This window comes from Demequina lutea, from assembly GCF_013409005.1.
Taxonomy (GTDB): domain Bacteria; phylum Actinomycetota; class Actinomycetes; order Actinomycetales; family Demequinaceae; genus Demequina; species Demequina lutea.
In genome coordinates, this window is sequence record NZ_JACBZO010000001.1 from 2019078 (window position 1) to 2043096 (window position 24019).

Sequence of the window (24019 nt, forward strand, 5' to 3'; positions counted from 1 at the left end):
GACTTAGTCATATAGTTCTTTTAGTTGTGAACAAAGGAGTTCAATCGTGGCCATTTCCTCGGCCCGCACCGACACCAACCGGGCGGCCATACTCGCTCATATTGGTGCGCACGGCGCCACATCCCGCGCGGATCTGGCGCGCGTTCTCACACTCTCCCCCGCACTCATCACCAAGTTGACTCGCGACCTCCTTGACGACGGCTTACTCACAGAACTCGAACACAGTCCCTCGCGTGGTGGCCGGCCGGCCCTACTGCTCGGCCTGACTACGGGCAGCTTCGGAGTGATCGGGGTCAAGGTTGCGCCCGATCACCTCACGCTCGTGGAGGTCAATCTCGGCGGCACTGTGACTCGCACCGCAACGGAGCAGTTCGACGCGAGCCACACCATGGCGCTAGCGCGCCTGTCCGCCACAGTAAGCAACTTCTGCTCCCACTCCACTCACGCCAACCTCCTCGGGGTGGGCGTCGGCTTGCCGGGCAACGTCCTTGAACAGAGCGAAGGCGTGGTGGACTCCACCCAGCTCGGTTGGAGCCAGTTGCCACTGGGGCTCACCTTGCGCAACGCGACGGGCCTACCCGTCCTCATCGACAACAACGTCAACGCTCTGGCGCTCGCGGAGTCACTCTTCGGCACGGGCCGCGGTCACGAGAACTTCTTGGTGGTGACCATTGGCACCGGCATCGGAGCTGGAATCGTCGCCGGAGGCGCCGTAGTGCGCGGCCACTCGGGCAATGCAGGCGAGATCGGCCACATCCCTGTCGCGGAGAATGGGCCCCGCTGTCAGTGCGGCGCGCTCGGATGCCTCGAGGCCATCATCGGCCAGGCGGCGCTCATCGAAACGGCTCGGCGTGAAGGCGTCATCGGAGCCAATGCCAGCATCGCCGCCCTTGCCAGCGTCGCAAGCGGTGGCAGCGAGGCGGCACAACGCATCTTCGCCGAGGCGGGACACCTCCTTGGGCGCGCGATAGCGGGCGTCGTCAACACCCTCGACCCGGAACTGATCGTGATCCTTGGCGAGGGCGCCGAGTCGTGGAAGCACTGGTCCCTCGGCTTCGAGCCGGCTTTACGCTCGTCCGTCATGCCACGCAAACGAGGAATCGAAGTGGCGGTCGAGGGTTGGCAAGACGACAGGTGGGCCCAAGGGGCGGCCTCCCTCGTATTGTCGACACCGTTCGACGCCGACGGCGCCTCCGGCGAACAGGGCCGCCTAGTTCGCGAGCGTCTCATGGAGCCGCGCGGCAGCAGGAGCTCCTCGTGAGCACACGTCCCGTGACCTCGCGGCTGAACCTCGGTTCCGCGCCGCGCCGCAACGTCCGCACACCCACCCGCGCATCGCGTCACCGTCGGCACACCCTGATCGCGCTCACCTTCCTCGCCCCCTCGGCGCTCCCACTGCTCGTTTTCTCCCTGATCCCCATGGTCCGGGCCATGTGGACCAGCCTCCACAAGTGGAACCTCATTGGACCGATGCGCTGGGTGGGTTTCGACAACTACGTCCAACTAGTAAAGGATCCCGACACCCGCGCCGCGTTCGGGCACACCGTGTACTACATCGTGGGCTACTTCCCTCTCGTCTTCGTCGGAGGCCTGGCACTCGCGTTGGCTTTGAACCGCGCCATGCGCGGCCGCAATTTCGTGCGCGGTCTCTACTTCCTTCCCGTGGTCACGAGCTGGATCGCCGTCGCGCTCGTGTGGCGCTGGCTCCTCAACCCCTCGGTGGGAATCGTCAACAAGGTGCTCGAGGCCGTGGGCATCGACGGCCCCGGTTGGTGGACGGACCCCTCATGGGCAATGCCGTCGATCATCTTCGCGAGCGCGTGGAAGGACCTGGGCTTCGTCATGGTGATCCTGCTCGCGGGACTCCAGACCATTCCCGTGGACGTGCAAGAGGCCGCGACCATCGATGGCGCAGGGGCATGGCGGCGCCTGTGGTCCGTCACCCTGCCGCTCCTGACGCCCTCAATCTTCTTCGTCGTGATCATCTCCTTGATCAACGGCTTCCAGGTCTTCGACCAGGTCTACGCGCTTACCGGTGGTGGGCCCGCGGGCTCGTCGGAGGTCGTGGTTCAACGCATCTACGACCTGACGTTCCGATACGGACAGGCGGGCACCGCGTCGGCGCTGTCATGGCTGCTGGTCGTGGTGGTGCTCGCGGTGACGTTGATCCAGATGCGCGGCGAGAAGAAGTGGGTGACGTATGTCTAGCCACACTCACACCCGGACCCGGACCCGGACCCGCGCCGGCACCATCGCCCTGAACTCGATCGTCGTCATCGGCGCACTCGCCATGGTGTTCCCGTTCGTGTGGACCCTCTCGACCTCGCTCACGCACGGCGCCGGCCTGTCGGCGACCCCGAGCCTCATCCCGAGCCACCCCTCTCTGGACGGATACCGCGAACTCTTCACGCGCACCCCGTTCGCCCGCGTGGTCCTCAACTCGATCGGCCTCGCTGTCGCCATCACGGTTGCCCAGCTCGTCACGAGCACGCTCGCCGCATATGGCTTCAGTCGCTTCGAGTTTCGCGGCAAGAAGGCAATCTTCGCGACGTACCTGGCGACCATGATGGTTCCGTTCCAGGTGCTTCTCGTGCCGCTGTTCGTATTGATGCGTGACCTGAAGCTGCTCGACACCTACCTCGGCGTACTGCTGCCGTCCATCGCGAGCGCGTTTGGCGTCTTCCTGCTCCGCCAGGCAATGAACACCATCCCCCGCGAACTCGACGAGGCCGCGACGCTCGACGGCGCCGGCCACTTCCGAATCTTCTCGCGCATCATCGTGCCCAACATGCTCCCGGCGCTCGCGACGCTCTCAGTCTTCGCGTTCATGAGCAGCTGGAACAGCTTCCTGTGGCCGCTAATCATCCTGCGTTCCGACGACCACAAGACGCTTCCGCTCGCCCTCGCTTCGCTCCAAGGCCAGTTCACGACCCAGTGGGACGTGATCATGGCCGGCTCCATCGTCAGCATCATCCCGATGCTCACGCTCTACATCTTCGCCCAGAAGTACATCATCCAGGGCGTAGCAGGCTCGGGCCTCAAATAGCCCGGGATCACCCAGTAACCAAAGGAACCACACCATGCGCAAATCAGCAATCGCGGGGGTCGGCCTTGCGGCCGCCCTCGGCATGACGCTTGCGGCGTGCTCGAACTCCAGCCCAGACCCCACGGGCAGCAGCAGTGGCGCCCCCGTCGCGAACGCACCGGTCACGATCACGTACTCGAATTTCATCTCCAATAGCGGAAACGAGGGGAACCTCAAGACAATCGTCGACGCATTTGAGGCGGCAAACCCGAACATCACCGTTGATGTGAAGACGCTGCCATACAGCGACTACTTCACCGCGCTCCAGACCGACCTCGCGGGCGGCACTCAGGCCGACGTCTTCGACATCGAGTACGCCAACTACCGGGGCTACCAGGCCGATGGCGTGCTCGCTCCGCTCAAGGGAGTCGACACTTCGGCCTATCGCGCGTCGCTCGTCGATGCCTACGCGACCGACGGCACCTCGTACGCACTGCCGACGTCGTTCTCCACGGTCGTCTTGTTCTACAACAAGGACCTCTTCGACAAGGCCGGCGTCTCCTACCCGACGTCCAGCTGGACGTGGGCCGACGAGAAGGCTGCGGCCGAAAAGCTCACACAGGGCGACGTTTTCGGCGACTACCAGCCGATCAGCTACTACGAGTTCTACAAGACGCTGGTGCAGGCGGGAGGCTCGTTCCTGAACGCGGACGGCACCGCTGTGGCGTTCAACTCTCCCGAGGGCATTGCCGCTGCGCACTGGCTCGTAGACAAGTCAGGTTCCGTCATGCCCACGGCCGAGCAGGGTGCGGGTACGCCGGACTTCGACACCGGCCTGTTCACCGCCGGCAAACTCGCGATGTGGCACACCGGCATTTGGCTGTTCGGCACCCTTGCAGCAGACACCTCGCTCAACTGGGACATTGCCGTCGAGCCGGGTTCGGCTCAGCAGGCGAGCGCCGTGTTCTCGAACGCCGTTGGAGTGTCGGCCACGTCCGAGCACAAGGACGCCGCTCAGAAGTTCGCGGAATTCCTCACCAGTTCCAAGATCATGGTGGACATACGCCTCAACTCCGGTTGGGAACTTCCCGCGATCGCGGATGACGCACAGCTCGCCCCCTACCTCGACAAGGGTGCGCCCGCCAACCGGCAGGCCGTGTTCGACTCGCTCAAGGGCGTCGCACTACCCCCGACGATCGGCGACAACCAGGCACAGATGCAGGACCTCGTCGGTCAGGACCTGACCGAGGCCGCGGCTGGCCGTATGACGGTCGAAGAAGCGCTGGCGAAGGCTGAGAAGGAGATCAACAAACTCCTCGGCTGATCTCGCGCGAAGCCTGGTGGCGGCGCCCAGTAATCGCCGCCACCAGGCCCTCACACCGTACCCCTGGCACCCCAAGAATTGAGAACACATGTCCACGGTCGAGAACGCGTCGAATGCGGATCTGGCGGAGCACTCGCGCGCCATCATCCGGATTCTGCAAACCCCCGAAGGCGCATACCCCGCGAGTCCCGAGTTCTCGGCCTACCGCGGCTACTGCTGGTTTCGCGATGGCGCTTTCATCGCCGACGCGATGTCTGCATGTGGCGACATCGACTCCGCCGAGGCGTTCTTCGGGTGGTGCGCATCCACCACCATGCTGCACGGAGACAAGATTCGGGAGGCCGTCGCCGCCGCACGCTCCGACGCCCCACTCTCGGATTCCGACATGCTGCCCGCACGGTTCCACTTCGACGGCTCTCGAGGCGAAAGCGACTGGACCGACTTTCAACTCGACGGCTACGGCACCTGGCTCTGGGCGCTCGGCGAGCACGTCGCGCGACACGCAACTGACTCGCAGCCCTATCGCGAAGCCATCGAACTCACGGTCGCGTACCTTGCCTCCTCCTGGGAACGCCCCTGCTACGACTGGTGGGAGGAGAGCCTCGACGAGCTGCACATCTCGACCCTTGGCTGCATTGGCGCCGGCCTGGATGCTGCCTCCCGCATGGGCGTGCTCGACCTCGCACACGCCGAACTGGCGGCCTCCACCGCTGCGGCCATCCGCGACTTCGTTCTCACGGAAGGCGTGATCGACGGCCACCTCGTCAAGTGGGTAGGGTCGGCCGCCGTGGACGGCTCGCTCACGTCTCTCATCGCGCCCCTCGGTTTCATTGCAGCCGACCACCCGGTCGCGCGCGCAACCGTCGACGCGGTCGAGGCCGACCTCGCGGTGGCCTACGGGGTACACCGCTTTGTCGTTGACACGTTCTACGGAGGCGGCCAGTGGCCGCTGCTGAGTTGTTTCGCCGGCCTCGCGCGTGCCGCCTTAGGCGAGCCAGAGCGCGCCGCCGACTATTTGGCGTGGGCCATGTCGACCGCCACGGAGACGCTGGACCTTCCCGAACAGGTGGACCACCACCTGCTGGCACCCGACCGCAAGCAGGAGTGGGTCGACCGGTGGGGCGAGGTGGCAACCCCGCTGCTGTGGTCACACGCGATGGTTCTTCGCCTTGCAAAGGAGCTTGAACGATGATGATCCGCCACAGTCCCCTGGGCTCGGGGCATCCGTACTCGCCCGACACAGACCAGCGTTGGCCCATCCTGCCGGTTGCCGGCGAACCCATGCGCATCGGCTCGCGAACCTCCACCGACGTGGTCGAGGTGACCCTCCACTTGACCGAGATCCTGGCGGACGGTTCCCAAACAACGCGCGACGTCCCTTGCGAGCCGGTGGCGAGGTCATCGCGCGGCCACCAAGTAGATGGCGGCCACCTCGCGTCCGCGCAAGCCAAGCTGGCCCGCAAGTCGGGTGGATGGGAAGCCACGATCGACGTCGCCGCCGACGCGGTGTCACTGACCTACCGACTGACGGCGTCCGATGGCACCACCAAGCGGCGCACTCGCACTTCCAGTGCTGAGGTCGCGCACTGGAGCGAGGAACCGGACGGCCTGGTTGCGGTGGACGGCCGGCGCGGCATCGTTCCGGGCTCGGTACGCGCACTACGCACCGCTACACAGGTCGCGAAGGTGCGGTGCTCCCTCCCCCTCGCAAGCGGTGAGCACGTGGCGGGCTTCGGCGAACGCTTCGACCGCCTCGATCACTGCGGCACCAGCCTCGATTCTGTGGTGTTCGAGCAGTACAAGTCTCAAGGCGCCGTGCGGCGCACGTACATGCCGATGCCTTTCGCCCACGTCGTCGGCGGCTCGGGCTGGGGCTTCCACGTCGACACTTCGCGGCGAGTGTGGTTCGACGTCGGCGAGTCCGACGGCGGCCTGCTCACGATCGAGGCGGAGACCGCCGCACGTTCCGATGCGACGACGGCCCTCTCAGTGCGGACATTCACGGGTTCGCCCACCGAGGTGCTCGACGCGTTCCTTGAGTGCGTCGGTCGCCCCGAAGAACTTCCTGATTGGGTGCTGCGCCTATGGGCGAGCGGCAACGAATGGAACACTCAGGCCGAGGTCGAACGACAAGCGGCCCTGCATGCGAAGCACGAGATCCCGGTGGGCTCCATCGTGGTCGAGGCCTGGAGCGATGAGAGCATGTTCACCGTGTGGCGCGACGCGCAATACAAGCTCCGAGAAGACGGTGGCCCCCTCCGCCTCGAAGACTTCACCTTTCCCGCCGACGGCGCGTGGCCCGACCCCAAGGGCATGGCGGACGCGCTGCATGACGCAGACATTCACCTGCTGCTGTGGCAAATCCCGCTCATGAAGATGAGACCCCATCCCCAGGGTCAGGCGAGACTCGACGCCGACGCGGCGATCCTCGAGGGCCACCTCATACGGACGCGCCACGCCGACGGGTCGCTGCGGCCGTACCGCAATCGCGGCTGGTGGTTCCCGCTTAGCCTCATGCCGGACCTCTCGGACGACGAGGCCGCCACATGGTGGACCGAAAAACGGCGCTACCTGGTGGAGCAGATGGGCGTGGACGGCTTCAAGACCGACGGCGGCGAGCACGCGTGGGGCTCGGACCTCGTGTATATCGATGGACGTTCAGGGGCCGAGGCCAACAACCTCAACCCGGTGGCCTACGCCAAGGCCTACGGCGACCTGATGAGGCGCTGCGGCAAGGCGCCGGTCACCTTCTCTCGCGCCGGCTTCACCGGTTCGCAAGCCCACGGCACGTTCTGGGCTGGTGACGAAAACTCCACCTGGGACGCGTTCAGATGGTCCATGTGGGCCGGCCTCAACGCCGCGGCATCGGGCATCGTCTACTGGGGTTGGGACATTGCCGGATTCTCGGGCGACGTCCCCGACCCGGAGCTATACGTGCGGGCTTTCGCCGCCAGCGCGTTTGTGCCGATCATGCAGTACCACTCGGAGTTCAACCACCACCGCACGCCATCGCGGGACCGCACGCCGTGGAACATTGCAGAGCGGTGGAACGACCCTGCCGTGATCGAGGAGGTGCGCGAGATCGTGGCACTCAGGGAGCGACTGCGGCCCTACATCGCCGAGCAGGCGCGAGCGGCAGTGGAGACCTCTCGCCCGCTCATGCGTCCGCTGTTCTTTGACTACTCCGACGACCCGGCCGTATGGTCTGCCCCGCCCGAGTGGACGCTCGGCGACGACGTGCTCGTCGCGCCCGTTCTCGCACCCGGCGAGGAGTGGGACGTATACGTGCCTCGCGGCGACTGGCGTGACGCCTGGACCGGCGAGCCGGTCGAGGGCGGCAAGACTATCTCCACCCGCACCCGTCGGCACAGGGTGCCTGTTTACGTTCGCGCGTCCGCTTGGGACCGGCTCGGTCCCCTGTTCCACCGCGCCACATGACGCCTGAAGAGCACAGAGCGTGGCTCGAAGCCGCTCTCGCGATCTTGGCCGCGCGAGACGACGTGGTGGGCGTCGTCGCGATGGGATCAACGGCGGACCCCACCCGAGTTGACGAGTGGTCGGATCACGACGTCGCGATCATCGTCGTTCCCGGCGCAGAGGGCCGGTACGTGGGACAGGTCGACTGGATGCCTGAGTCGCATCGCATCGTCCTGACGCTCGAGGAATACCACGGCGGAGGAAAGGCCGTCTACGACGACGGCCATCTGGTCGAGTGGGGCGTCGCGACCGTCGAGTCCCTCGGCACATGGGCCGCGGACGGCTACGCAGTGCTCCTCGACCGCGGCGGCGTCGCGGATGTCATGACAAAAGCCGTGTCGACGCCCTTCCCCGCCAACGTGCCCGATGCAACCCGCGACGCCGCAATGTTCCTCACGGCACTGCTGCACGGCGTGGGAAGGGCCCGCAGAGGAGAGTCCTTGAGCGCAGGAGACATTATCCGAGGAGACGCGGTTCACGCTCTCCTACGCGCCGCAAGAACTCGCAGCCACAAGGATCTCTCCGCTCTTGATCGCCTAGACGGGTTGCGCCGCGTCGAACTAGCGTTGCCAGATCTCGCGGCACAGATCTCGGCCGCCATCGCAGAGGAGCCGGAGCATGCCGCGCGGGCCATGCTTGGTATCGCAGAACGATACCTCGGCGTGGGCGCCAGCGGGCTCAACCCCGCTGGCAGGAAGGCGATCATGCGCCGGCTTGGTTGGCCGGAGGGGTCCTAGGACGACGGCTCTCGCTCGGGCAACTTCCACGAAACCCTGTGCCAGTCACTGGGCCCATGCTCCCTAATCGCGTCGAGGTGTGCCTCCGCGCCGTAGCCCTTGTTGCCTTCCCAACCGAAGTGGGGGTGCTCGACATGGGCCGCGCGCATGATCGCGTCGCGTTCCACCTTGGCAATCACGGACGCGGCCGCGATCGACGCACACAGGCCGTCACCCTTCACCACCATGGTGACCGGCGGGGTCACGACGTCGTCCGCGGCAGTTGAAAACAAGTCCGCAGGAGGGGTAGTGAGCCAATCGTGGGTGCCGTCGAGGAGGACGGCATCGGCCACGATGCCTTCCCCGGCAAGCGCGGCCAGCCCGCGCACTCCCGCCAGGCGCAAGGCGCCGATGATTCCCAGTTGGTCGATCTCGGCGGCGCTCGCATGCCCCACCGTGCGGCCCACGCCGAATGCGGACAAGGGCGCGATGAGGGCCTCTCGCGCGCGAGCCGTGAGTTGCTTGGAGTCCGCGAGGCCATCCGGCCAGGAGTCGCAACGCGAGACGGCGACCAGCCCGACGCTCACGGGGCCTGCGAGCGCTCCCCTGCCCACCTCATCGATGCCGACGACGACCCGTGCACCTGCATCCCAGAGCGCGGATTCATAGCCGAGGGAGAGCACCATCAGTGCAGCTCCATCAGTTCTGCGCCATCACAGCCCACCGCGATCAATTCTTCGGGTAGGGGTTTCCGAGCGACTTCCAGTGATCCACGGGCCAGACCGTCACGAAGGCGGTGCCGACGACCGAACTGAGCGGAATCGTTCCGCCTCCCGGATCACCGATGTGCGCGCGGGAATCGGCGGAGTTCGAGCGATTGTCGCCGAGAACCCACAGCCTGCCCGGGTCGACGGTAACCGACCAGGCATAGCTGCAACTGACAGAGCCAGGCTTGAGGTAATCCTCTTTCAGCGCGACGCCGTTGACGGTCACCACATCATTGGAAGGATCACAAGCGACGGTGTCACCTGGCAAGCCGATGACGCGCTTCACGAGGTGTTGACCCGCGTCTTGGGGCAACAGGCCCACGAAGGTCGCGAACGAGTTCCACGCCTTGGCCTCGCCGGTGGGAACGGGAACCTCCGAGGGGTTGAGCCAGCCGCCCGGATCCCTAAAGACGACGATGTCGCCGTGTCGCAAGTCAAGCGGACCGGGTCGCCACAGCGACACCAGGATGCGGTCATTGATCTGGAGGGTGTTCTCCATGGACCCGGAGGGGATCCAGAAGGACTGAAAGACGAATGTCTTGAGCAGCAGCGACAAGAGCAGTGCGCTCACAAGCACGATGAGGACCTCACGGATCCACAACCACAAACGACGCCCGACGGACGGCCCGAAGCCAGCCGCCGGGACGTCGCCTGTGTGAGCGATGACTACTTCTCGCGCTTCTCGCGAATGCGAGCTGCCTTGCCGCGCAGTCCGCGCAGGTAGTACAGCTTCGCGCGGCGGACGTCGCCGCGGCGGTCGACCTCGATCGTGTCGATGGTCGGCGCGTGCAACGGGAAGGTGCGCTCGACACCCACGCCGAACGAAACCTTGCGGACCGTGAAGGTCTCGCCGATTCCGGAACCCTGGCGCGCGATGACGATGCCCTGGAAGACCTGAATACGTGAACGGGTACCTTCGATAACCTTCACGTGCACCTTGACCGTGTCTCCGGCGCGGAACGCCGGCATGTCGTCGCGGAACTGATCGGCAACGACGCCGTCAAGCTTTCTCATGTGTCACTCCTCGCACACGCCACAGGACATCTGCGATCTCTGCCTTGCGGCATCTGTCTGTTGTGATGTCATCGCGAACTGTGCAGGGCCCCCTGTGGCAGGTCCCGGCGCCGCGGGCACCAACGAGCTATTCTGCCACACCTGCGTCCTAGGGCGCTAACAAGTCGGGGCCGAGTAAGTCGGGGCTGAGCAAATCGGGTCTGCGCTCGCGCGTGCGTTGTTCACTCTGTTCGTGCCGCCACTTCTCGATCTTGCCGTGGTGACCGCTCATGAGCACCTCGGGCACGTCCAGGCCCCTCCAGGACGCAGGGCGCGTGTACGACGGGTACTCGAGCAGGCCGTCGGCGTGGCTCTCCTCGACGATGCTCTGCGCGTTTCCCATGAAGCCGGGGATCAGTCGCGTCACTGCTTCGATCATCGCGAACGCCGCGACCTCTCCCCCATTGAGCACGTAGTCGCCCAGGGAGACCTCCAGCACGCGAAAGCCCGCCGATGCGTAGTGCTCGGGCACCCGGGCGTCGATTCCCTCGTAGCGCCCGCAGGCGAAGACGAGCTGGGGCGCGGTCGCGAGGTCGAGGGCGAGTGCCTGGGTGAAGGGAACGCCTGCGGGCGTCGGGACGACGAGGACGCCACCCGGCTCGAGCACGTCGTCCAGCGCCTTGCCCCACACGTCGGCCTTCATGACCATTCCCGCGCCCCCGCCGAACGGCGAATCGTCGACGGTGCGGTGCACATCGGGGGTGCCGTCGGCCCTGATCGCGGCCCAGTCGCGCAGGTCGTGGACGTTCGTTTCGACCAATTCGGCGGCCCGCGCCTTGCCCAACAGCGATACGTCAAGAGCCGAGAAGAACTCGGGAAAGATCGTGACGATGTCGAGGCGCATCAGGCCTTCTCGTCTCCGGCATCGTCGCCGCGGGTCTCGTCGGTCACGATCGGCTCCTCGCCGGCGAGCAGGCCGTAAGGCGGGGTCAAGACAACGCGACCGCCCTCGATGTCCACCTCGGGCACGAACTCCTCGACGAAGGGAATGAGGGCCTTGACCCCGTTCGTCTGCTTGATCTCCAGCAGGTCCTGGGCGGGCATGTTCAGCAGGTCGGTGACCTTTCCGAGCACCTCGCCGCTCGGCCGCTCAACGCGCAGACCCACGAGCTCGTGGACGTACCAGGCGTCGTCCTCATCGCCGTCGTCGGCCTCGGCGATCAGTTCGATGCCGCGCAGCTCCTCGGCGGCGTTACGGTCGGCCACGCCCGCGAAACCCACATACCAGCGGCCCGATGCGGTGCGCGACGTCGCGACCGTGAGGGGACCAGCATCGGCGGGGATCGTCTCGAGGACCGAGCCCGGGGAGAGCCTCTCCTCGGGAATGTCCGTGCGGAGATCGAGCGAAACCTCGCCCTTGAGCCCTTGCGGTCTGCCAATGTGCGCGACGGTCACCTTCATGGGGTCAAGCGTACGGGGACGCGGGCCTCATTCTCTGCCCCAGGCGTCGCTACGAACCAACCCGCTCCCCAACACGCCGAGGAACTGCCGGCGCAGCGCCGGTACGTTCCGCGAGTCGGCGCGAGTTTGGTTCGGAGCGTCAATGGCGCGAGACACACAAAAGGCCCGGCTCCCTCTGCAGGGAACCGGGCCTTTCTACGATGCGGCGGTTAGGCCACGTCGACGATGTTTACCCTCACGTCTTCGCGCGAGACCGCGTCAACGAGCGTGCGGATCGACGTGGCCGTGCGGCCATGACGACCGATCACGCGCGGCAGGTCGTCCGGGTGGACAACCACGTTGAGGGTCACGCCGCGACGCCCTGCACGCTCCGTCACGCGCACGTCATCCGGGTTGCGGACGATCGAGCGGACCAGGAACTCCACGGCGTCGTGAATCATGGGTTACTTCTCCTCGTCGAGGATGCCCTCGACCTTGTCATCGCCGTCGCTGGGGTCACCCTCGGCGATCTCGATCTCGACCTCGGTGCCCTCGTCGGAGGGAACCTCGTGAGACTCGTCGGCGACTGCGTCGGCTTCGACGACCTTGGCAGCGGCAAGCTCCGCGGCGGCGGTTGCGGCTGCTGCCTCAGTTGCGGCGACTTCGGCGGCGGCAGCCTCGGCGGCCTTGGCTGCGTCGGCTTCGGCCTTCTCGGCGGCCTTGGAGGCCGACTTCTCGGCCTTGGCCTTCTCTGCGACGTCGGCGTGAGCCTTGATCGCGTCCTCGGGGCTGACCTTGCCCGCGGCAACCTTGACGGTGTTCTTCGCGTCCTTGTCGCCCTTGAACTTGCCCCAGTCGCCCGTGAGCTTCAGCAGCACGGCGACCTGCTCGGTGGGCTGGGCGCCCACGGAGAGCCAGTACTGCGCGCGCTCGGAGTCGATGACGATGACCGAGGGCTCCTCGGTGGGGTGGTACTTGCCGATCTCTTCGATGGCACGACCATCACGCTTGGTCTTCGAGTCCATGACGACGACGCGGTAATAAGGGGCGCGCTTCTTGCCGAAGCGCTTGAGGCGAATCTTGACAGCCATGGCCGTATCTCCTGTATTCGGTGTGAGCCGGGCGAACTTCCCACGGGTGCGGGGCGCCTGACAAGACGAATGGCCGCCCGCAACGCAGGCGACAGCGGACAAGTATGCCAGAGTTTTGGTCGCCGACGCGAGTCCCGATTCCACGTGCCGTGCGATTCGGTCTCCGCGCGGTGCCGTGCCGTCGTTGGCGCGCCTCACAGGGAACTCGGTCCAGGGACTCAGGAAACCTTGAGCATTCCGTAGGCATCATAGACACATGAAGACCGGACGTTCCGTAGCACTGGTAGCCGCCTCGACGTCGATGCTGATCGGCGGCTGGGCCGCTGGCAACGGACTCACGAGCGCTACCAGCGGCACAGCCTCGGCGTCAGGGACGAATCTCGGCGCATCCGCTCAGGGCACGTCGGGAGCGGCCTCTTCAAGCGCAGGCGCCAGCTCGAGCAGTGCAGCATCCGCACCAACAACGTCCGCGGCGGCGGCGAGCGGGAAGTTCGACAGTAGTCCTGTCGGTACCCGCTATGGCACTTTCCAAGTCGAGCTCACGGTCGCGGCGGGCAAGATCACCGACATCTCGATGCTGCAGAGCGGCGCTCAGGACGGGACGTCGCGACAGATCACCGGTTACGCCCTGCCCATGCTCATCAAGGCCGTGCTGCAGAAGCAGACTGCGAATGTGGGCTACGTGTCCGGTGCGAGCTACACGACTCAAGGCTTTGAGGGCGCCGTCCAGTCGGCCATGAAGGCCGCCGGTCTGGCATGATCGCATCGCGCCGTTAGCCGACGGGCCAACGGCGCGTCACATACGTCGTCGGGATTTACGGAATCCCACCCGGGTGTATTCGCGAAGGCGGGGCTGAATAAAGGCGGGGCTGAATGAAGGCGGGGCTGAATTGATGTCAGACAAAACACGCGGGACGTACCGGCGCACGGTCGACGCGATGGCGATGCCCTTCGAGGTGTTCCTGGATGGCGTCGTCGACACCGACGCCGCCGCGCTTGGTGTCGAGTCGTTCCACCAAGATCTGCTGTGGGCCAATGACGTGTTCTCCCTGTGGGACGCGGACTCGGTGCTCTCGCGCCACCTGCGCGGCGAACTCACGCTCGAGGAGTGCCCGGGCGAGGTCCGCGAGGTGCTCGAGTCATGCGAGTGGTACCGCGAGCGCACGGGCGGTGCCTTCGACGCACACAAGCCAGGCGGTTCGCTCGACCCCACTGGCATCGTGAAGTCGTGGGCGGTCGCGCGCGCGGTCTGGCGCCTGGACGCCGTCGCATCGAACTGGATGGTCGGGGCGTCGGGCGACGTGATGACGCGGGGCGGCGTGCGCGACATCGGCATCGCCAACCCGCACGTGAAGGGCAGCCCGCAGGGCACGGACGTCGTCGACGTCGTCAGGCTCGGCCCCGAGCACCCCGCGCTCGCCACGTCAGGGGGCGCTCAGGTCGTCGACCACATTTGGGATCCCGTGACCGGCGAGCTGGCACGGCACTTCATGCAGGTCAGCGTCGCTGGCACCGACTTCGTGTCGTGCGACGCGTGGGCCACGGCCATCTGTGCCGGAGGCCTGCGCACGGCGGGCCTCGCGATGGAGGACGGGTATGAGGTGCTGATGATCATTGGCGGGCGGTACGACGGGACCTTCGAGGCGCAAAAGAGCCCCGGGTGGCCATCCGTCGCGGGGTGAGCGCGGCCTACTACTCGAGAACGGAAGGCCAGCCTGCCGAGGCATGCGCCTTGAAGGAGCCGTCGCACAATTCGTTCGTGACGACCAGGGCCTCATAGCCAGCATCGAGAGCGGCGGACAGCACCGTCTCACCCCCCGCGGCGATCGCCGTCGCCCAGGCATCGGCGTTGACCATGTCGTCGGCGACGACGGAAACTTGCAGGTAGTGTCGCGCACCTTGACCGGTTCTCGGATCCCACACGTGGTCGCCGTGCTGAGCGGAACCCGATGTCGCCAAGGCCCTGAACGGACCGCCGAGCGTGACCACATCGATCACTGGCGTGCCCGTGGGGTCGCCATTGAGGCGGGGATCGGCGATGCCGACGCGCCACGTGTGGCCCTCGCCCGACACAAGGATGTCCCCGCTCACTCCGACCATCCAGGCGCTCGCGCCCACGCGGTCGAAGGCCGCCGCCCCCTTGGCAATGGCCCACCCCTTGACGATGCCGGAGGGGTCGAGCCGATCCGGAAGCCTTGCGTCGAAGCCCCCGAGGGTCGCGCCTCGGTACCACTCGCACGACTGGAGGATCTCAAGCATCTCCGGTTCGCACTCGTCCACGGTGATTTCACCGCGATTGAGGCGCGAAAGCTCGGAATCGTCGTTGAACAGGGAGAAGACGTCGTCTGCACGCCTCAACGCGGCGTGAAACTGCCGTACCGCAGCCGCAGCAGCGGTCTCTGACTCGGGTGCGTGAAGTTCGATGAGGAACGGCATGCCCATCGCGGTGACCGTGTCCTGATACACGTTCGCCGTGTGGCGGCTCACCGCTTCCATGCCTGCACCTCTCGGACTCGCGAGCCTCGGTTGCGGCTCATGAGCGCAACGCTGGTATCGCGGTCGTCATTCCCGAGGCGCGGAGGTGTCGCGCCTTGCGGTTCTGGTCCGCGTCTCAGCGGCGAACGTGTCGGTGACCCGATGTGGGCCAGCCTGCGTGACCTTCCGGCAAGTTGCAGTGCGTACGCGAGCGAGGCATTGGTGCGCCGCACACCTTGCCGCGACTGGTCCGGCTAGGCGCAGGACGTTTGATTGCCACGCCGACGGCATTCACGAAGACATCATCGACGGGTGGCGTTTGGATCACCGCGATGTCGCGTTGCGAATGAGCAATGACGCCTGCGACCTCGTCGGCGACAAAGACGACGGTGCCATCGCCGGTCTTCGTGGCAGACACGGCCCCCACCTTTTCCAGTCGCCTCAGTGCCGTTCGTGCGGTGTCTTCACCGACGTCGAGTTTGGCGGCAAGATCTCTGGTCGTGGTGGCTATTGCTCCGAGCAGGTAGTCCGATGCGGAATATGCGGCCGCCCCGGTCCGCACGCCAGAGTTCCGCAGGCGGCTGGTCCACACTTCGCCGACTAGTTCGATGCTCTGTGCGGCTTCGGCGGCATTGAGCGCCGCACTGTAGGCGCAGTCGGCAAACATCTCGAACCAGGCCCCAAGGGCTTCTTGATCGGGCTCGAGCCCCGTGAATCTCACGGAGTTCAAGCCCTGAACGTAGGCGTCCGAATTCATTGCCAAGTAGGGCGACAGCGGTAGCACCGCGTGGCGTACCGCGCCGTCGCGCCGCAACATGGCCTGGATGAGGGCGCGGCCCGTGCGCCCGTTTCCGTCGGGGAAGGGGTGAATCGTTTCGAACTGGGCGTGGACCAGTGCCGCGCGCACGAGGGGCGGCGCATCGGTGGGGGGTGTGTTGATGTAGTCCAAGAGGTCAGCCATCGCACCGCCCACGTGACTTGCAGGCGGTGGGATGTGAGTGGCGTCGGCGATCGTCGCGAGCTCACCCCGTAGCGCGTTGGGCGGGATGAGGATGGCTTGGCTGTTGCGGAACCCGTTGTAAGGCGAGCGGGCCCCACCTCGGGGATGCGCCTCCATGAGGTCCGACTGAATCCTGACGACGTCTTCGGCCGAGATGGCGCGAGACGGGTCCCCCATAATTCGCACGGCACGGTGTGTCGCTTCGATGTTTCCCAGTACGGCGCGCACGTCTGCCGAGGCGGAGCGGAAGTCATTGGCGCTGCGCGCGAGTTCCGCCGCAGACACGAGGTGCCCTTCGATGTACGAGGAAGCAATTGCTTCGGACTTGATGAGGGCTTCGAGCGCAGGCAGGGATGAGGACTGCCCGAGACGAGCGTCGATGGCTGCGATGCTTCGGGTAGCCCGGTCGATTTTCGTGGCAACTGTGGGAGACAGACGCAACTGAATATCCTGGAGCCGCGAGGGGATGTATGCCTCGTAGGAGCGCCCGTCGTTGACGGACGGGTCTGTGACGCGAGCGTAGTGCCCCATGATTGCTCCTCACTTGAACTATGTAGATAGTTTCATGTTGCTGCACTGCGCGGGTGGGAACTGTGCAGCCGCGGGATCTGAAGCACCCAGTCTGCATTGCACCAACGTGTTACTAGTGCCATAGTTTCATGTTACTGCACAAACCGTGGTGAACCTGTGCAGCAATCCCGTCGTCGTATCCACCTGCGTCGGATTACCCCGCGTGTCACGCGTAATCCCATACGCCTCCAAAACCCCAGCAGCCGTCGCATGCGACAGGGACGCCAACTGCCCCGCAGCGTCATACACCGCAGCCGTCGTCACCGGGGTCTGTGCCTGACGAGTCACCGAAGACACCCGCCCCGACGGGTCATACGCGTAATTCACGGAAGGCACGTTGCCCGTGCCCGACGGGCCACCGCCGTCAGCTCGCCCCCAGAACCCCAAGACTCAGTCGTCCCAGCGGTCACCCACGTAGAAGACCAGCACTTGATCTCCAGCGATCGAGAACTCCTCACAAAGTCTGCTCAACCCCAGAACGGTGTTCAGCGCGAGATGCGGCTTCGCTGCCATCAGTTTCGGCAGACCCGCTACGACGATGGCCAGCGGAAGGGGCCAAGCGGCTCGCAACTCGGGAAAGGCATCATGAACCGCATCCCAACCGGATCCGCACCAAGAGGGGAACTCAAGACCCTCCCGGAGCACACCGACCACGTCGACGAGGGATGTCGAGTCTCCAAGGTCTACGTCGACAACGCTCGCCCCTGCGGATGAAAGAAACTGGCGAAGGTGGCCGCTTTCGCTCGCGCGAACTAGGTACGGTTCACTTTTCTCCTCGAGGGTCGGCGAACCTGGCATTGCGATCCAATCGGTTGTCACGGCCAACTCCTAAACGTCCCGTAGTGATCGGGCGAATACCACACCTCGCCAGGCTTCTGCCCGACGACAATACGCTCGGTTCCAGGCGCACCAGGCCAGACGGCGCTCTCGGTGTAGTAGCCGAGAGGCTTCGGCGGCAGATCGCCCCCAAGATTCGCGTACACGCCCTTTTGGTTCTTGTAGCCGCCCTGATAGACGCCAGGCGGCGGCTTCTTCGTCGTCCGCAGTGACTTCACGACGTTTTCAATCTGTTGAAATAGCGCCGACGATTGGGTGTCGATAATCGTGCCATCGGCAGAGGCCACAAAGCGCGCAACGCTGGGGGCCGCACCTGCTTCTGTGCGCGCGGTGCATCCTGCGGCCTCGAGCGGGCCCAGTGCCCCGGCCGCGATGTCCATTGCCCCGAGCATCGCTGAGTCGTACGTCAGCACTCCGGTCCAGGTCGGGTTTGCCGCGCTTCTACCTGCGTCCCAATAATCGCCCTGGTAGAGATACATGGGAGTCATGTATGCGTCGTTTGCTAAGTCGTAGGCACCGCTTGCCTTGAGCGTGCCTTTGAGCCAGCCGTCTTGTTGCACGGAGGACGCGTAACCCCCCGCGATCTGAGCCTGTCCGCCAGGCGTGGACATCATGACTGCACCGGCCGCAGCGCTGGTCGCCATCTCCTTCGACTTCTCATCGAAGCCGCCGGTGACCTTGCCAGCGTCGTTCGCCCCTTTGTTGCTACCGCAACTCATGTTGGCCAGGCCCCACACCCACGAGAACAACCCATTGCACCCCGGCAACATGCCACTGGGATCGGAGAACATCAACGGGTTGTTGTATGAGTAGGAGTACCCGGCGACGTACGGCATGCCGGTGGGCACTGCGACGGGGTCGGTGGCGGTGAAGCGGCCACTTGCCGGGTCGTAGTCGCGGGCCCGCATGTCATACAAACCCGTCGCGCCGTCGAGGTACTGTCCGGCGAATCCGCTCGACGCGTCGGCCAGTGACCCTGTTGCCGTGGTGCGCTGAACACCGAACGCGTCCATGGTCCTGGTGCCCGATACCGTGTTCCCGATGGTGGACACCGTGGCGACAGTGTTCGCGAACGGGTCAGACAGCAACCACGAACTCACCGAGCCCGACGTTTGCGCCAAAGACGCCCCCGTGGACGATGTTGGGTCCGGCAGCCACCCTGTGGTCAGCGTGCCGGCCGGGTCGTATTCGCCGATGCGCATCGGCAAACTCGACAAGTCGTCCCACGCCCACGTGGCATCCAACAACCCATCCACCGTGCGGGACGTGCGATTACCCTGCGCATCCTGGGTGTAACCCACCGTGGGCCCGTTCTCGAACGGCGTGTACGACACCAGCTCATCGGTCAGGTCAGTGACATAGGTTTGCGTGCCCGTCGGAGTGGTTGAGGTTGCCAACGCCCCATTCGCAGACCACGTGTTCGTCACCGTCGCCGTGCCGTCCACCGACTTCGTGAGCAACTCATCAGCAGCGTCATACGCGTAATCCGTCGACACCGTCGACACCGTCGTCGCCTTGGTGCCGACCACGGTGCGGGAGGTCTCCGTGGCGCGGTTTCCCACCAAGTCGTAGGTGTAGGCGTTACGCGGCGACTTGCCCGTGCACACGTCACCCGTGGCCGGGTAACACTCACTCCTGAGCCGGCTCACCGCGTCATACGTGTACAACGCGGACGTCGTACCGGACGCCGTGGTCGTGTCGACCTGCGTCGGGTTCCCACGCGTGTCACGAGTGATGCCATACGCCTCCAAAACCCCAGCAGCCGTCGCATGCGACAGGGACGCCAACTGCCCCGCAGCGTCATACACCGCAGCCGTCGTCACCGGTGTGGAACCCTGACGCGTCACCGTCGACACCCTCCCCGACGGGTCATACCCATAGTTCACCGCAGGCACACTGCCCGTTCCCGACGGGGCCACCGCCGTCAACTCACCGGCCTGGTTGTAGCTGTAAGCGACCTGCATCCCCGTCGACCACGCAGCACCCGACAGGCGACCCGCAGACGTATACGAATAGTTCGCATCCCCACCACCAGGCCCCGTACGCACCACCGACGTCTTACGACCCGCGCCGTCATACGTGTACGCGCTCGACGCCGACACACCACCGTTCTGCACGCGCGCCGCCGTCAACAACCGCCCAGCCGCACTGTAGTCATACGTGAACCCGGCCGTGTCATCAGAGAACGTGGTCGCCACCGGCCGGTTCGCCGCGTCGTACGTGTACGACACCGTGCCGTCCGTCGGGTCATCAACCGTCTGGGTGCCCGAGGGCTTCACGACCTGCGCGACGTTACCCACCGCGTCATACGACGTGCTCGTCACCCGACCCAACGGGTCGGTCTGCGTCAGCACCCGGCCCGCAGCGTCGTACGTGTAGGTCGTCTCGCTGCCCAACGGGTCAATCCGCTTGGTGAGGTTCCCCACCCGGTCATAGCGGTAATGAGTCCTGCCCTCACCCGGCGCCCTGACCGACGTGGTCCACCCCACCGCGTTATACGAGGTGGTGGTGACGTTGCCCGCCGGATCCGTGACCGTCACAGGACGCCCATCCGCGTCGTACTCCGTCGTGACGGTGCGACCCAACGGGTCGGTCGACGTGACGGGACGGCCGTCGGCGTCGTACGTCACCGTCGTAGTGAAGGCCGCCGGGTCCGCGCCGGGAACACTCCCGCGCGGATCGACCGTAGAGGTCGTATGACCGTCCGCGTCATACGCATACGTCGTGCGATCCTCGTCGTAGCCCGCGATGTAATCCGACGTCGACCGGGCCTTGGCCTGCACAACCAGCTGGCCAGCCAGGTCGTACGTGTAGTTGGTGTAAACCCCATCGGAGTCCGTCGTCTGAGACGGGCGACCCATCGAGTCGTAATAGGTCTGCTGGAACCCGCCCGCAGCATTCGTCACCGCCGCCACATGCCCACGCCTGTCATACGTCGTGGTTTGCGTCACCCCGTCAGGGTCCGTCACCGACGTCCGCTGGCCCACCACGTCGTAGGTGTAAGAGGTCACCCCACCCGTCGGGTCCGTGGTCGACGTCAACTGACCCAAAGCGTCATACGCCATGGTGGTGACGCGTCCGAGCGCATCCGTGGTGCTTATCAGGCGTCCCGCATCGTCATACGCGTACGTGGTGACCGCACCCAGAGCATCGGTGGTGGTCTCGACACGACCCGCCCCGTCATACGACGTCCTGGTGTTGTTCCCCGCAGCGTCCCTGGTCCGGATGAGCCGGTCAGACCTGTCGTAGAAAAACCTCGTGGTGCGACCCAGGGCATCCGCAGTCGCGGTCAACCGCCCCGCAGCGTCATAGGTGTTGGTCGTGACCGCCCCAGTGGGGTCGGTGACCGTCAGCATCCGACCGGCAGCGTCGTACGTGTAGCTCGTGACAGCGCCCGACGGACTGGTGGTCGAGGTGCGCCGGTGCGTCGCATCGTACGTCGACGTGGTGGTCTGCCCGCCCGGCGTGGTCGTAGAGACCAAGTCACCGGCAGTGTCGTACGTGAAGGTCGTGGTCCGACCCAGGGCGTCTGTGGAGCTCGCGAGCAGGTTCGCAGGAGCCCCCTCCGAACCCGTCGTGTACGTGTAGGTGTTGGTGCCGCCATCGGGGTTATTCACCGACGTCACCAGCCCCGCGGCGTCGTACGTGTAAGACGTGGTGTAGCCATCGGCGTCGGTGTGGCTCGTGACCCGGTCCGCGTCGTCATACGTCCACGACTCGGCGTAATACAGCGGCGCAGGGGCAACCCTGAGCACCAGCCGGTCGCGGTCGTCGTACTCGCTGCGGTAGAGCCGGTTCGCGGCGTCGACCGTCGCGGCGGCGTTGTTGTCGCCGTCGTAGAGCTGCTCGACGACCGCCCCGTTTCCGTCGATCTGCTTGACGAGGTTGAGGCCGTTGTACACGTCCGTGCGGACCTTGCCCGTCGGGTCGGTCACGGTCGCGGTCTGGGTGGCTGCGTCCCACGCGAACGTGGTCTTCGCGCCGGTCTGGTCACGCTGGCTGACGATGCGTCCCGCCTTGTTGTACGTGTTGCGTGCGCTGACGTGGCCCAGCGGGTCGGTGATGCTCGACAGGCCACCCGTGGTCGCATACGCGTACGTCGTGGTGGTCCCGTCGACTGCGGTCACGCCGGTCAGGCGTTTCGCACCAGCGGTGTCGGTGTAGGCGTAACCCACGGCGCGACCGTCGGAAGTCGTCGCCGACACGATGCGCGCGTCGGCCCCCGTCCCGTCCCAGCCGAACGTGAGGGTCTGCCCCAGGGCGTCGGTGATCGTGGTCAAGGCGCCGCCGGTGTAAGCGAAAGTCAGGCCTTGACCGCGCTCGTCCGCCGCCGCGATGAGTGCCCCGGAGGCATCAAACGTCATGGTGTTGCCCGACAGGTTGCGCATCACGCGGGTTCCGTCTGGGCCGTCGGTGAGGGTCGCCGAGACGGCCGGATCGATCGGCGCATACCCTCCGCCGACAAGCGCGCCGAAGCGCGTGCGTGTCCCTGACCCGTCGGTGAAGACAAACTCACCGGAGGCGTTCTCCACGAGCGACGCCCCGTACGCGTATGACCAGCTCGGGCCGAACGGTCCCGATGCCGTGTCCAAGGAGTTGTACGTCCGCGACAGGCTGATCGACTGCCCGACACCCGCCACGGACACGTCGCCGAACTGCTCCATGAGCGCACCAGTCGCCGTGTTCACCGGATCCGCCGCCATCGCCTGGTTCCCCGACGAGTGGCCGGCCCAGCAGTCACAACCAAACGTTTGGTCTGCGGTCAGCGGGCGCGGGACGGGGTATCCGGTGTAGACCAAGCGGAGTTCAGGCACGTCCACACCGTTCCCGCCCTGGATCCAGATGTCGTTCCCGTTTGCATCCTTTCCCATATAGCCAGCGTCGATGGCGAAGCCCGCGATCGATCCCGTCGGACCGTCACCCTTCACCGCGGCACGCACGTCTGCAGTCACATCGGCAGCCCAGTGCCAGTTCCAATTGTCCCAGCCAGTGTCCGAGCCGTGCCACCAGCTCCCCTCGACTGGCGACTTGAAATCACCGCATCGGGCGGCCGCGAGGTCCGCACCCGTGCTGTCGGTCCCGATCGGCGAACACAACGCCTTGACTGCGAGCGACGTCCAATACTCGTAGCTGCCGATCACGGCTGAGGTGACCTGACGGCCAGCGAGAGCACTCACATCCGCACCTACATAGGCGAGGTAAGAGGTGTACGTAATCTGCCCCCCACCTACGGGAATGGCGTCTCGAATCGAGCCAACCTTGATGCCCCCGTCAACGGGGTCCGCCAACTGGCACGGGCTGCCGGCGCAGTCGGTAGCACCCGTGGGTCCGAACGCCACCGAAAGCCCGTTGTTGTCGGTCCAGGTTTCATCGGTCCACTGCACGGCAGGGTCCAACACCAGGGGGTACGAGGCCGTTTCGGCCCACAGCGGGTCGACGCTCAGGTCGATCGCATACCCGCCTCCGGTGACCGACACGTTCTGGTGTGCACTCCCTGGCAGGCCCGGTCCCTGGTCGGCCTGCGTCCAGGCCGCGGGCGCGGGCAACTCGATGCCGGTGGCGTAGGCGACCGCAGCGGAGAATGTCCAAGACTCCCCAGCCCCCTCGATCGGGGTTCCCAGGGTGTGCCCCGGGTCGGTGATGGTGAAGCGGAAGTCAGACTTGGCTTGAGCGTCGGCCAAGACGAAGTGCTTGCCGATGCGTCCGCCATCGGTGCGGAACTCCAGATCGACTCCCGGAAAGACCCCCGCATACGTGACCACTCCGTCAGTCAGCGTCGGCGTGTTGATGGTGGCGCCCGGAAGTCCGAACACCACCGACCCGTTGACGGTATCGATCGTCATCAGAGCATCAGCGGTGAGACCGAAGTGCACGGGGTTTGCGAGGCCCAGCGCCTCAAACGGGTAGTCGCCCGTGCCAGCGGTGATCGTCGAATCGATTGACGACCACCCGTCGGCACTGCGTTTGAAGGCCGGTTGGGCAAACAGATCCAGCGTCGTCTGGCCATCCACTGTTACCGAGTGACTCGTCGGGGTCCAGGACTCCATCCGCGCGGTCGAGACGGGCGCCGACGTGGGGGTCTGCACCGCAGGGGCCACCGCACCGGCGACCGTGCCGGATGGCGCCGCGGCGGCGGCGGGAGGTACGGGAACCTGCGGCTCGGCGAACGCAGGTGACGCCGTGACCACACCCAGGCTGACCGCCACGGTCGCTAGCACGGCAATCAACCTGCGAAAGGCGACCGCCAAACTACGCGGCGATGAATGAGATGCGGTGTGCCGCACGGATGGGTGCACGTGTATTG

Annotated in this window: 19 protein-coding genes and 1 pseudogene; 9 read left to right on the plus strand and 11 right to left on the minus strand. The window is 65.6% G+C overall.

Translation table 11 applies throughout. From position 1 onward, the window contains the following. The first annotated feature begins 46 nt into the window (after positions 1-46). The 7 genes from BKA03_RS09795 (at position 47) to BKA03_RS09825 (ending at position 8563) form a co-directional block, all read left to right on the plus strand. On the plus strand, positions 47-1261 hold the full coding sequence (locus BKA03_RS09795) for an ROK family transcriptional regulator (protein WP_202965756.1): 1215 nt from the start codon (positions 47-49) through the stop codon (positions 1259-1261). Continuing rightward, entirely contained in the window at positions 1258-2208 is a 951-nt protein-coding gene (locus BKA03_RS09800; RefSeq protein ID WP_202965755.1) for a carbohydrate ABC transporter permease, read from the plus strand. The genes BKA03_RS09795 and BKA03_RS09800 overlap by 4 nt, the downstream gene beginning before the upstream one ends. Next, the gene (locus tag BKA03_RS09805; protein ID WP_062075760.1) at positions 2201-3046 is read left to right on the plus strand and encodes a carbohydrate ABC transporter permease; all 846 of its coding nucleotides are present in this window, start codon (positions 2201-2203) and stop codon (positions 3044-3046) included. Before BKA03_RS09800 ends, BKA03_RS09805 begins: the two co-directional genes overlap by 8 nt. A gap of 34 nt (positions 3047-3080) precedes the next feature. Next, on the plus strand, positions 3081-4349 hold the full coding sequence (locus BKA03_RS09810) for an ABC transporter substrate-binding protein (protein ID WP_083971892.1): 1269 nt from the start codon (positions 3081-3083) through the stop codon (positions 4347-4349). 88 nt (positions 4350-4437) lie between these two features. Continuing rightward, the gene (locus BKA03_RS09815; protein WP_062075759.1) at positions 4438-5541 is read left to right on the plus strand and encodes a glycoside hydrolase family 15 protein; all 1104 of its coding nucleotides are present in this window, start codon (positions 4438-4440) and stop codon (positions 5539-5541) included. Continuing rightward, positions 5538-7787 (plus strand): glycoside hydrolase family 31 protein, encoded by a 2250-nt coding sequence (locus BKA03_RS09820; RefSeq protein ID WP_202965754.1) that lies wholly within the window; start codon positions 5538-5540, stop codon positions 7785-7787. Before BKA03_RS09815 ends, BKA03_RS09820 begins: the two co-directional genes overlap by 4 nt. Continuing rightward, positions 7784-8563 carry a hypothetical protein gene (locus BKA03_RS09825; protein ID WP_062075758.1) on the plus strand — a complete coding sequence of 260 codons (780 nt, stop codon included), beginning with the start codon at positions 7784-7786 and terminating at the stop codon, positions 8561-8563. The genes BKA03_RS09820 and BKA03_RS09825 overlap by 4 nt, the downstream gene beginning before the upstream one ends. Here BKA03_RS09825 and rnhB read toward each other — a convergent pair. The 7 genes and pseudogenes from rnhB to rpsP all read right to left on the minus strand — a co-directional run. After that, on the minus strand, positions 8560-9228 hold the full coding sequence (rnhB, locus tag BKA03_RS09830; protein ID WP_062075757.1) for a ribonuclease HII: 669 nt from the start codon (positions 9226-9228) through the stop codon (positions 8560-8562). The two genes, BKA03_RS09825 and rnhB, sit on opposite strands and share 4 nt — an antisense overlap. 43 nt (positions 9229-9271) lie before the next feature. Further along, positions 9272-9916: a signal peptidase I gene (gene lepB / locus BKA03_RS09835; protein ID WP_062075756.1), complete on the minus strand. Its 645-nt coding sequence runs from the start codon at positions 9914-9916 to the stop codon at positions 9272-9274. A gap of 59 nt (positions 9917-9975) precedes the next feature. Further along, a complete protein-coding gene (gene rplS / locus BKA03_RS09840; protein WP_062075755.1) occupies positions 9976-10323 on the minus strand; it encodes a 50S ribosomal protein L19 in 348 nt (115 codons plus the stop codon). Between the two features lie 148 nt (positions 10324-10471). Continuing rightward, a complete protein-coding gene (gene trmD, locus BKA03_RS09845) occupies positions 10472-11206 on the minus strand; it encodes a tRNA (guanosine(37)-N1)-methyltransferase TrmD (RefSeq protein WP_062075754.1) in 735 nt (244 codons plus the stop codon). Beyond that, entirely contained in the window at positions 11206-11763 is a 558-nt protein-coding gene (gene rimM, locus BKA03_RS09850; RefSeq protein ID WP_062075753.1) for a ribosome maturation factor RimM, read from the minus strand. The genes trmD and rimM overlap by 1 nt, the downstream gene beginning before the upstream one ends. A gap of 209 nt (positions 11764-11972) precedes the next feature. Beyond that, a complete protein-coding gene (locus BKA03_RS09855) occupies positions 11973-12203 on the minus strand; it encodes a KH domain-containing protein (RefSeq protein ID WP_062075752.1) in 231 nt (76 codons plus the stop codon). 162 nt (positions 12204-12365) lie between these two features. Next, positions 12366-12833, minus strand: a pseudogene (gene rpsP, locus BKA03_RS09860) (30S ribosomal protein S16); the annotation flags it as partial. A 256-nt stretch (positions 12834-13089) separates the two neighbouring features. On the opposite strand from rpsP, the gene BKA03_RS09865 reads away from it, so the two are divergent. Together BKA03_RS09865 and BKA03_RS09870 are read left to right on the plus strand one after the other, a co-directional pair. Then, complete coding sequence (locus BKA03_RS09865; protein WP_062075751.1) at positions 13090-13593, plus strand: FMN-binding protein; 504 nt, start codon at positions 13090-13092, stop codon at positions 13591-13593. Positions 13594-13726: 133 nt separating this feature from the next. Next, on the plus strand, positions 13727-14515 hold the full coding sequence (locus BKA03_RS09870) for an FAD:protein FMN transferase (protein ID WP_062075750.1): 789 nt from the start codon (positions 13727-13729) through the stop codon (positions 14513-14515). A gap of 10 nt (positions 14516-14525) precedes the next feature. Here the strand turns inward: BKA03_RS09870 and BKA03_RS09875 are convergent, their stop codons facing one another. From BKA03_RS09875 to BKA03_RS09890, 4 genes are all read right to left on the minus strand, one after another. Then, complete coding sequence (locus tag BKA03_RS09875; RefSeq protein ID WP_062075749.1) at positions 14526-15329, minus strand: FAD:protein FMN transferase; 804 nt, start codon at positions 15327-15329, stop codon at positions 14526-14528. Positions 15330-15444: 115 nt separating this feature from the next. Further along, positions 15445-16839 (minus strand): Fic family protein, encoded by a 1395-nt coding sequence (locus BKA03_RS09880; protein ID WP_062075748.1) that lies wholly within the window; start codon positions 16837-16839, stop codon positions 15445-15447. Positions 16840-17268: 429 nt separating this feature from the next. After that, entirely contained in the window at positions 17269-17697 is a 429-nt protein-coding gene (locus tag BKA03_RS09885; RefSeq protein WP_062075747.1) for a barstar family protein, read from the minus strand. Then, positions 17694-23933, minus strand: coding sequence for an RHS repeat-associated core domain-containing protein (locus tag BKA03_RS09890; protein WP_062075746.1), 6240 nt, complete (start codon positions 23931-23933; stop codon positions 17694-17696). Before BKA03_RS09890 ends, BKA03_RS09885 begins: the two co-directional genes overlap by 4 nt. Between the last annotated feature and the right edge of the window lie 86 nt (positions 23934-24019).

Bases quoted from the DNA above. Each gene is read 5' to 3' on its own strand.
- BKA03_RS09805 (WP_062075760.1), top strand. From the start codon at position 2,201: ATGTCTAGCCACACTCACACCCGGACCCGGACCCGGACCCGCGCCGGC.
- BKA03_RS09810 (WP_083971892.1), top strand. From the start codon at position 3,081: ATGCGCAAATCAGCAATCGCGGGGGTCGGCCTTGCGGCCGCCCTCGGC.
- BKA03_RS09815 (WP_062075759.1), top strand. From the start codon at position 4,438: ATGTCCACGGTCGAGAACGCGTCGAATGCGGATCTGGCGGAGCACTCG.
- BKA03_RS09820 (WP_202965754.1), top strand. From the start codon at position 5,538: ATGATGATCCGCCACAGTCCCCTGGGCTCGGGGCATCCGTACTCGCCC.
- BKA03_RS09825 (WP_062075758.1), top strand. From the start codon at position 7,784: ATGACGCCTGAAGAGCACAGAGCGTGGCTCGAAGCCGCTCTCGCGATC.
- rnhB (WP_062075757.1), bottom strand. From the start codon at position 9,228: ATGGTGCTCTCCCTCGGCTATGAATCCGCGCTCTGGGATGCAGGTGCA.
- rplS (WP_062075755.1), bottom strand. From the start codon at position 10,323: ATGAGAAAGCTTGACGGCGTCGTTGCCGATCAGTTCCGCGACGACATG.
- trmD (WP_062075754.1), bottom strand. From the start codon at position 11,206: ATGCGCCTCGACATCGTCACGATCTTTCCCGAGTTCTTCTCGGCTCTT.
- rimM (WP_062075753.1), bottom strand. From the start codon at position 11,763: ATGAAGGTGACCGTCGCGCACATTGGCAGACCGCAAGGGCTCAAGGGC.
- BKA03_RS09855 (WP_062075752.1), bottom strand. From the start codon at position 12,203: ATGATTCACGACGCCGTGGAGTTCCTGGTCCGCTCGATCGTCCGCAAC.
- BKA03_RS09865 (WP_062075751.1), top strand. From the start codon at position 13,090: ATGAAGACCGGACGTTCCGTAGCACTGGTAGCCGCCTCGACGTCGATG.
- BKA03_RS09870 (WP_062075750.1), top strand. From the start codon at position 13,727: ATGTCAGACAAAACACGCGGGACGTACCGGCGCACGGTCGACGCGATG.
- BKA03_RS09875 (WP_062075749.1), bottom strand. From the start codon at position 15,329: ATGGAAGCGGTGAGCCGCCACACGGCGAACGTGTATCAGGACACGGTC.
- BKA03_RS09880 (WP_062075748.1), bottom strand. From the start codon at position 16,839: ATGGGGCACTACGCTCGCGTCACAGACCCGTCCGTCAACGACGGGCGC.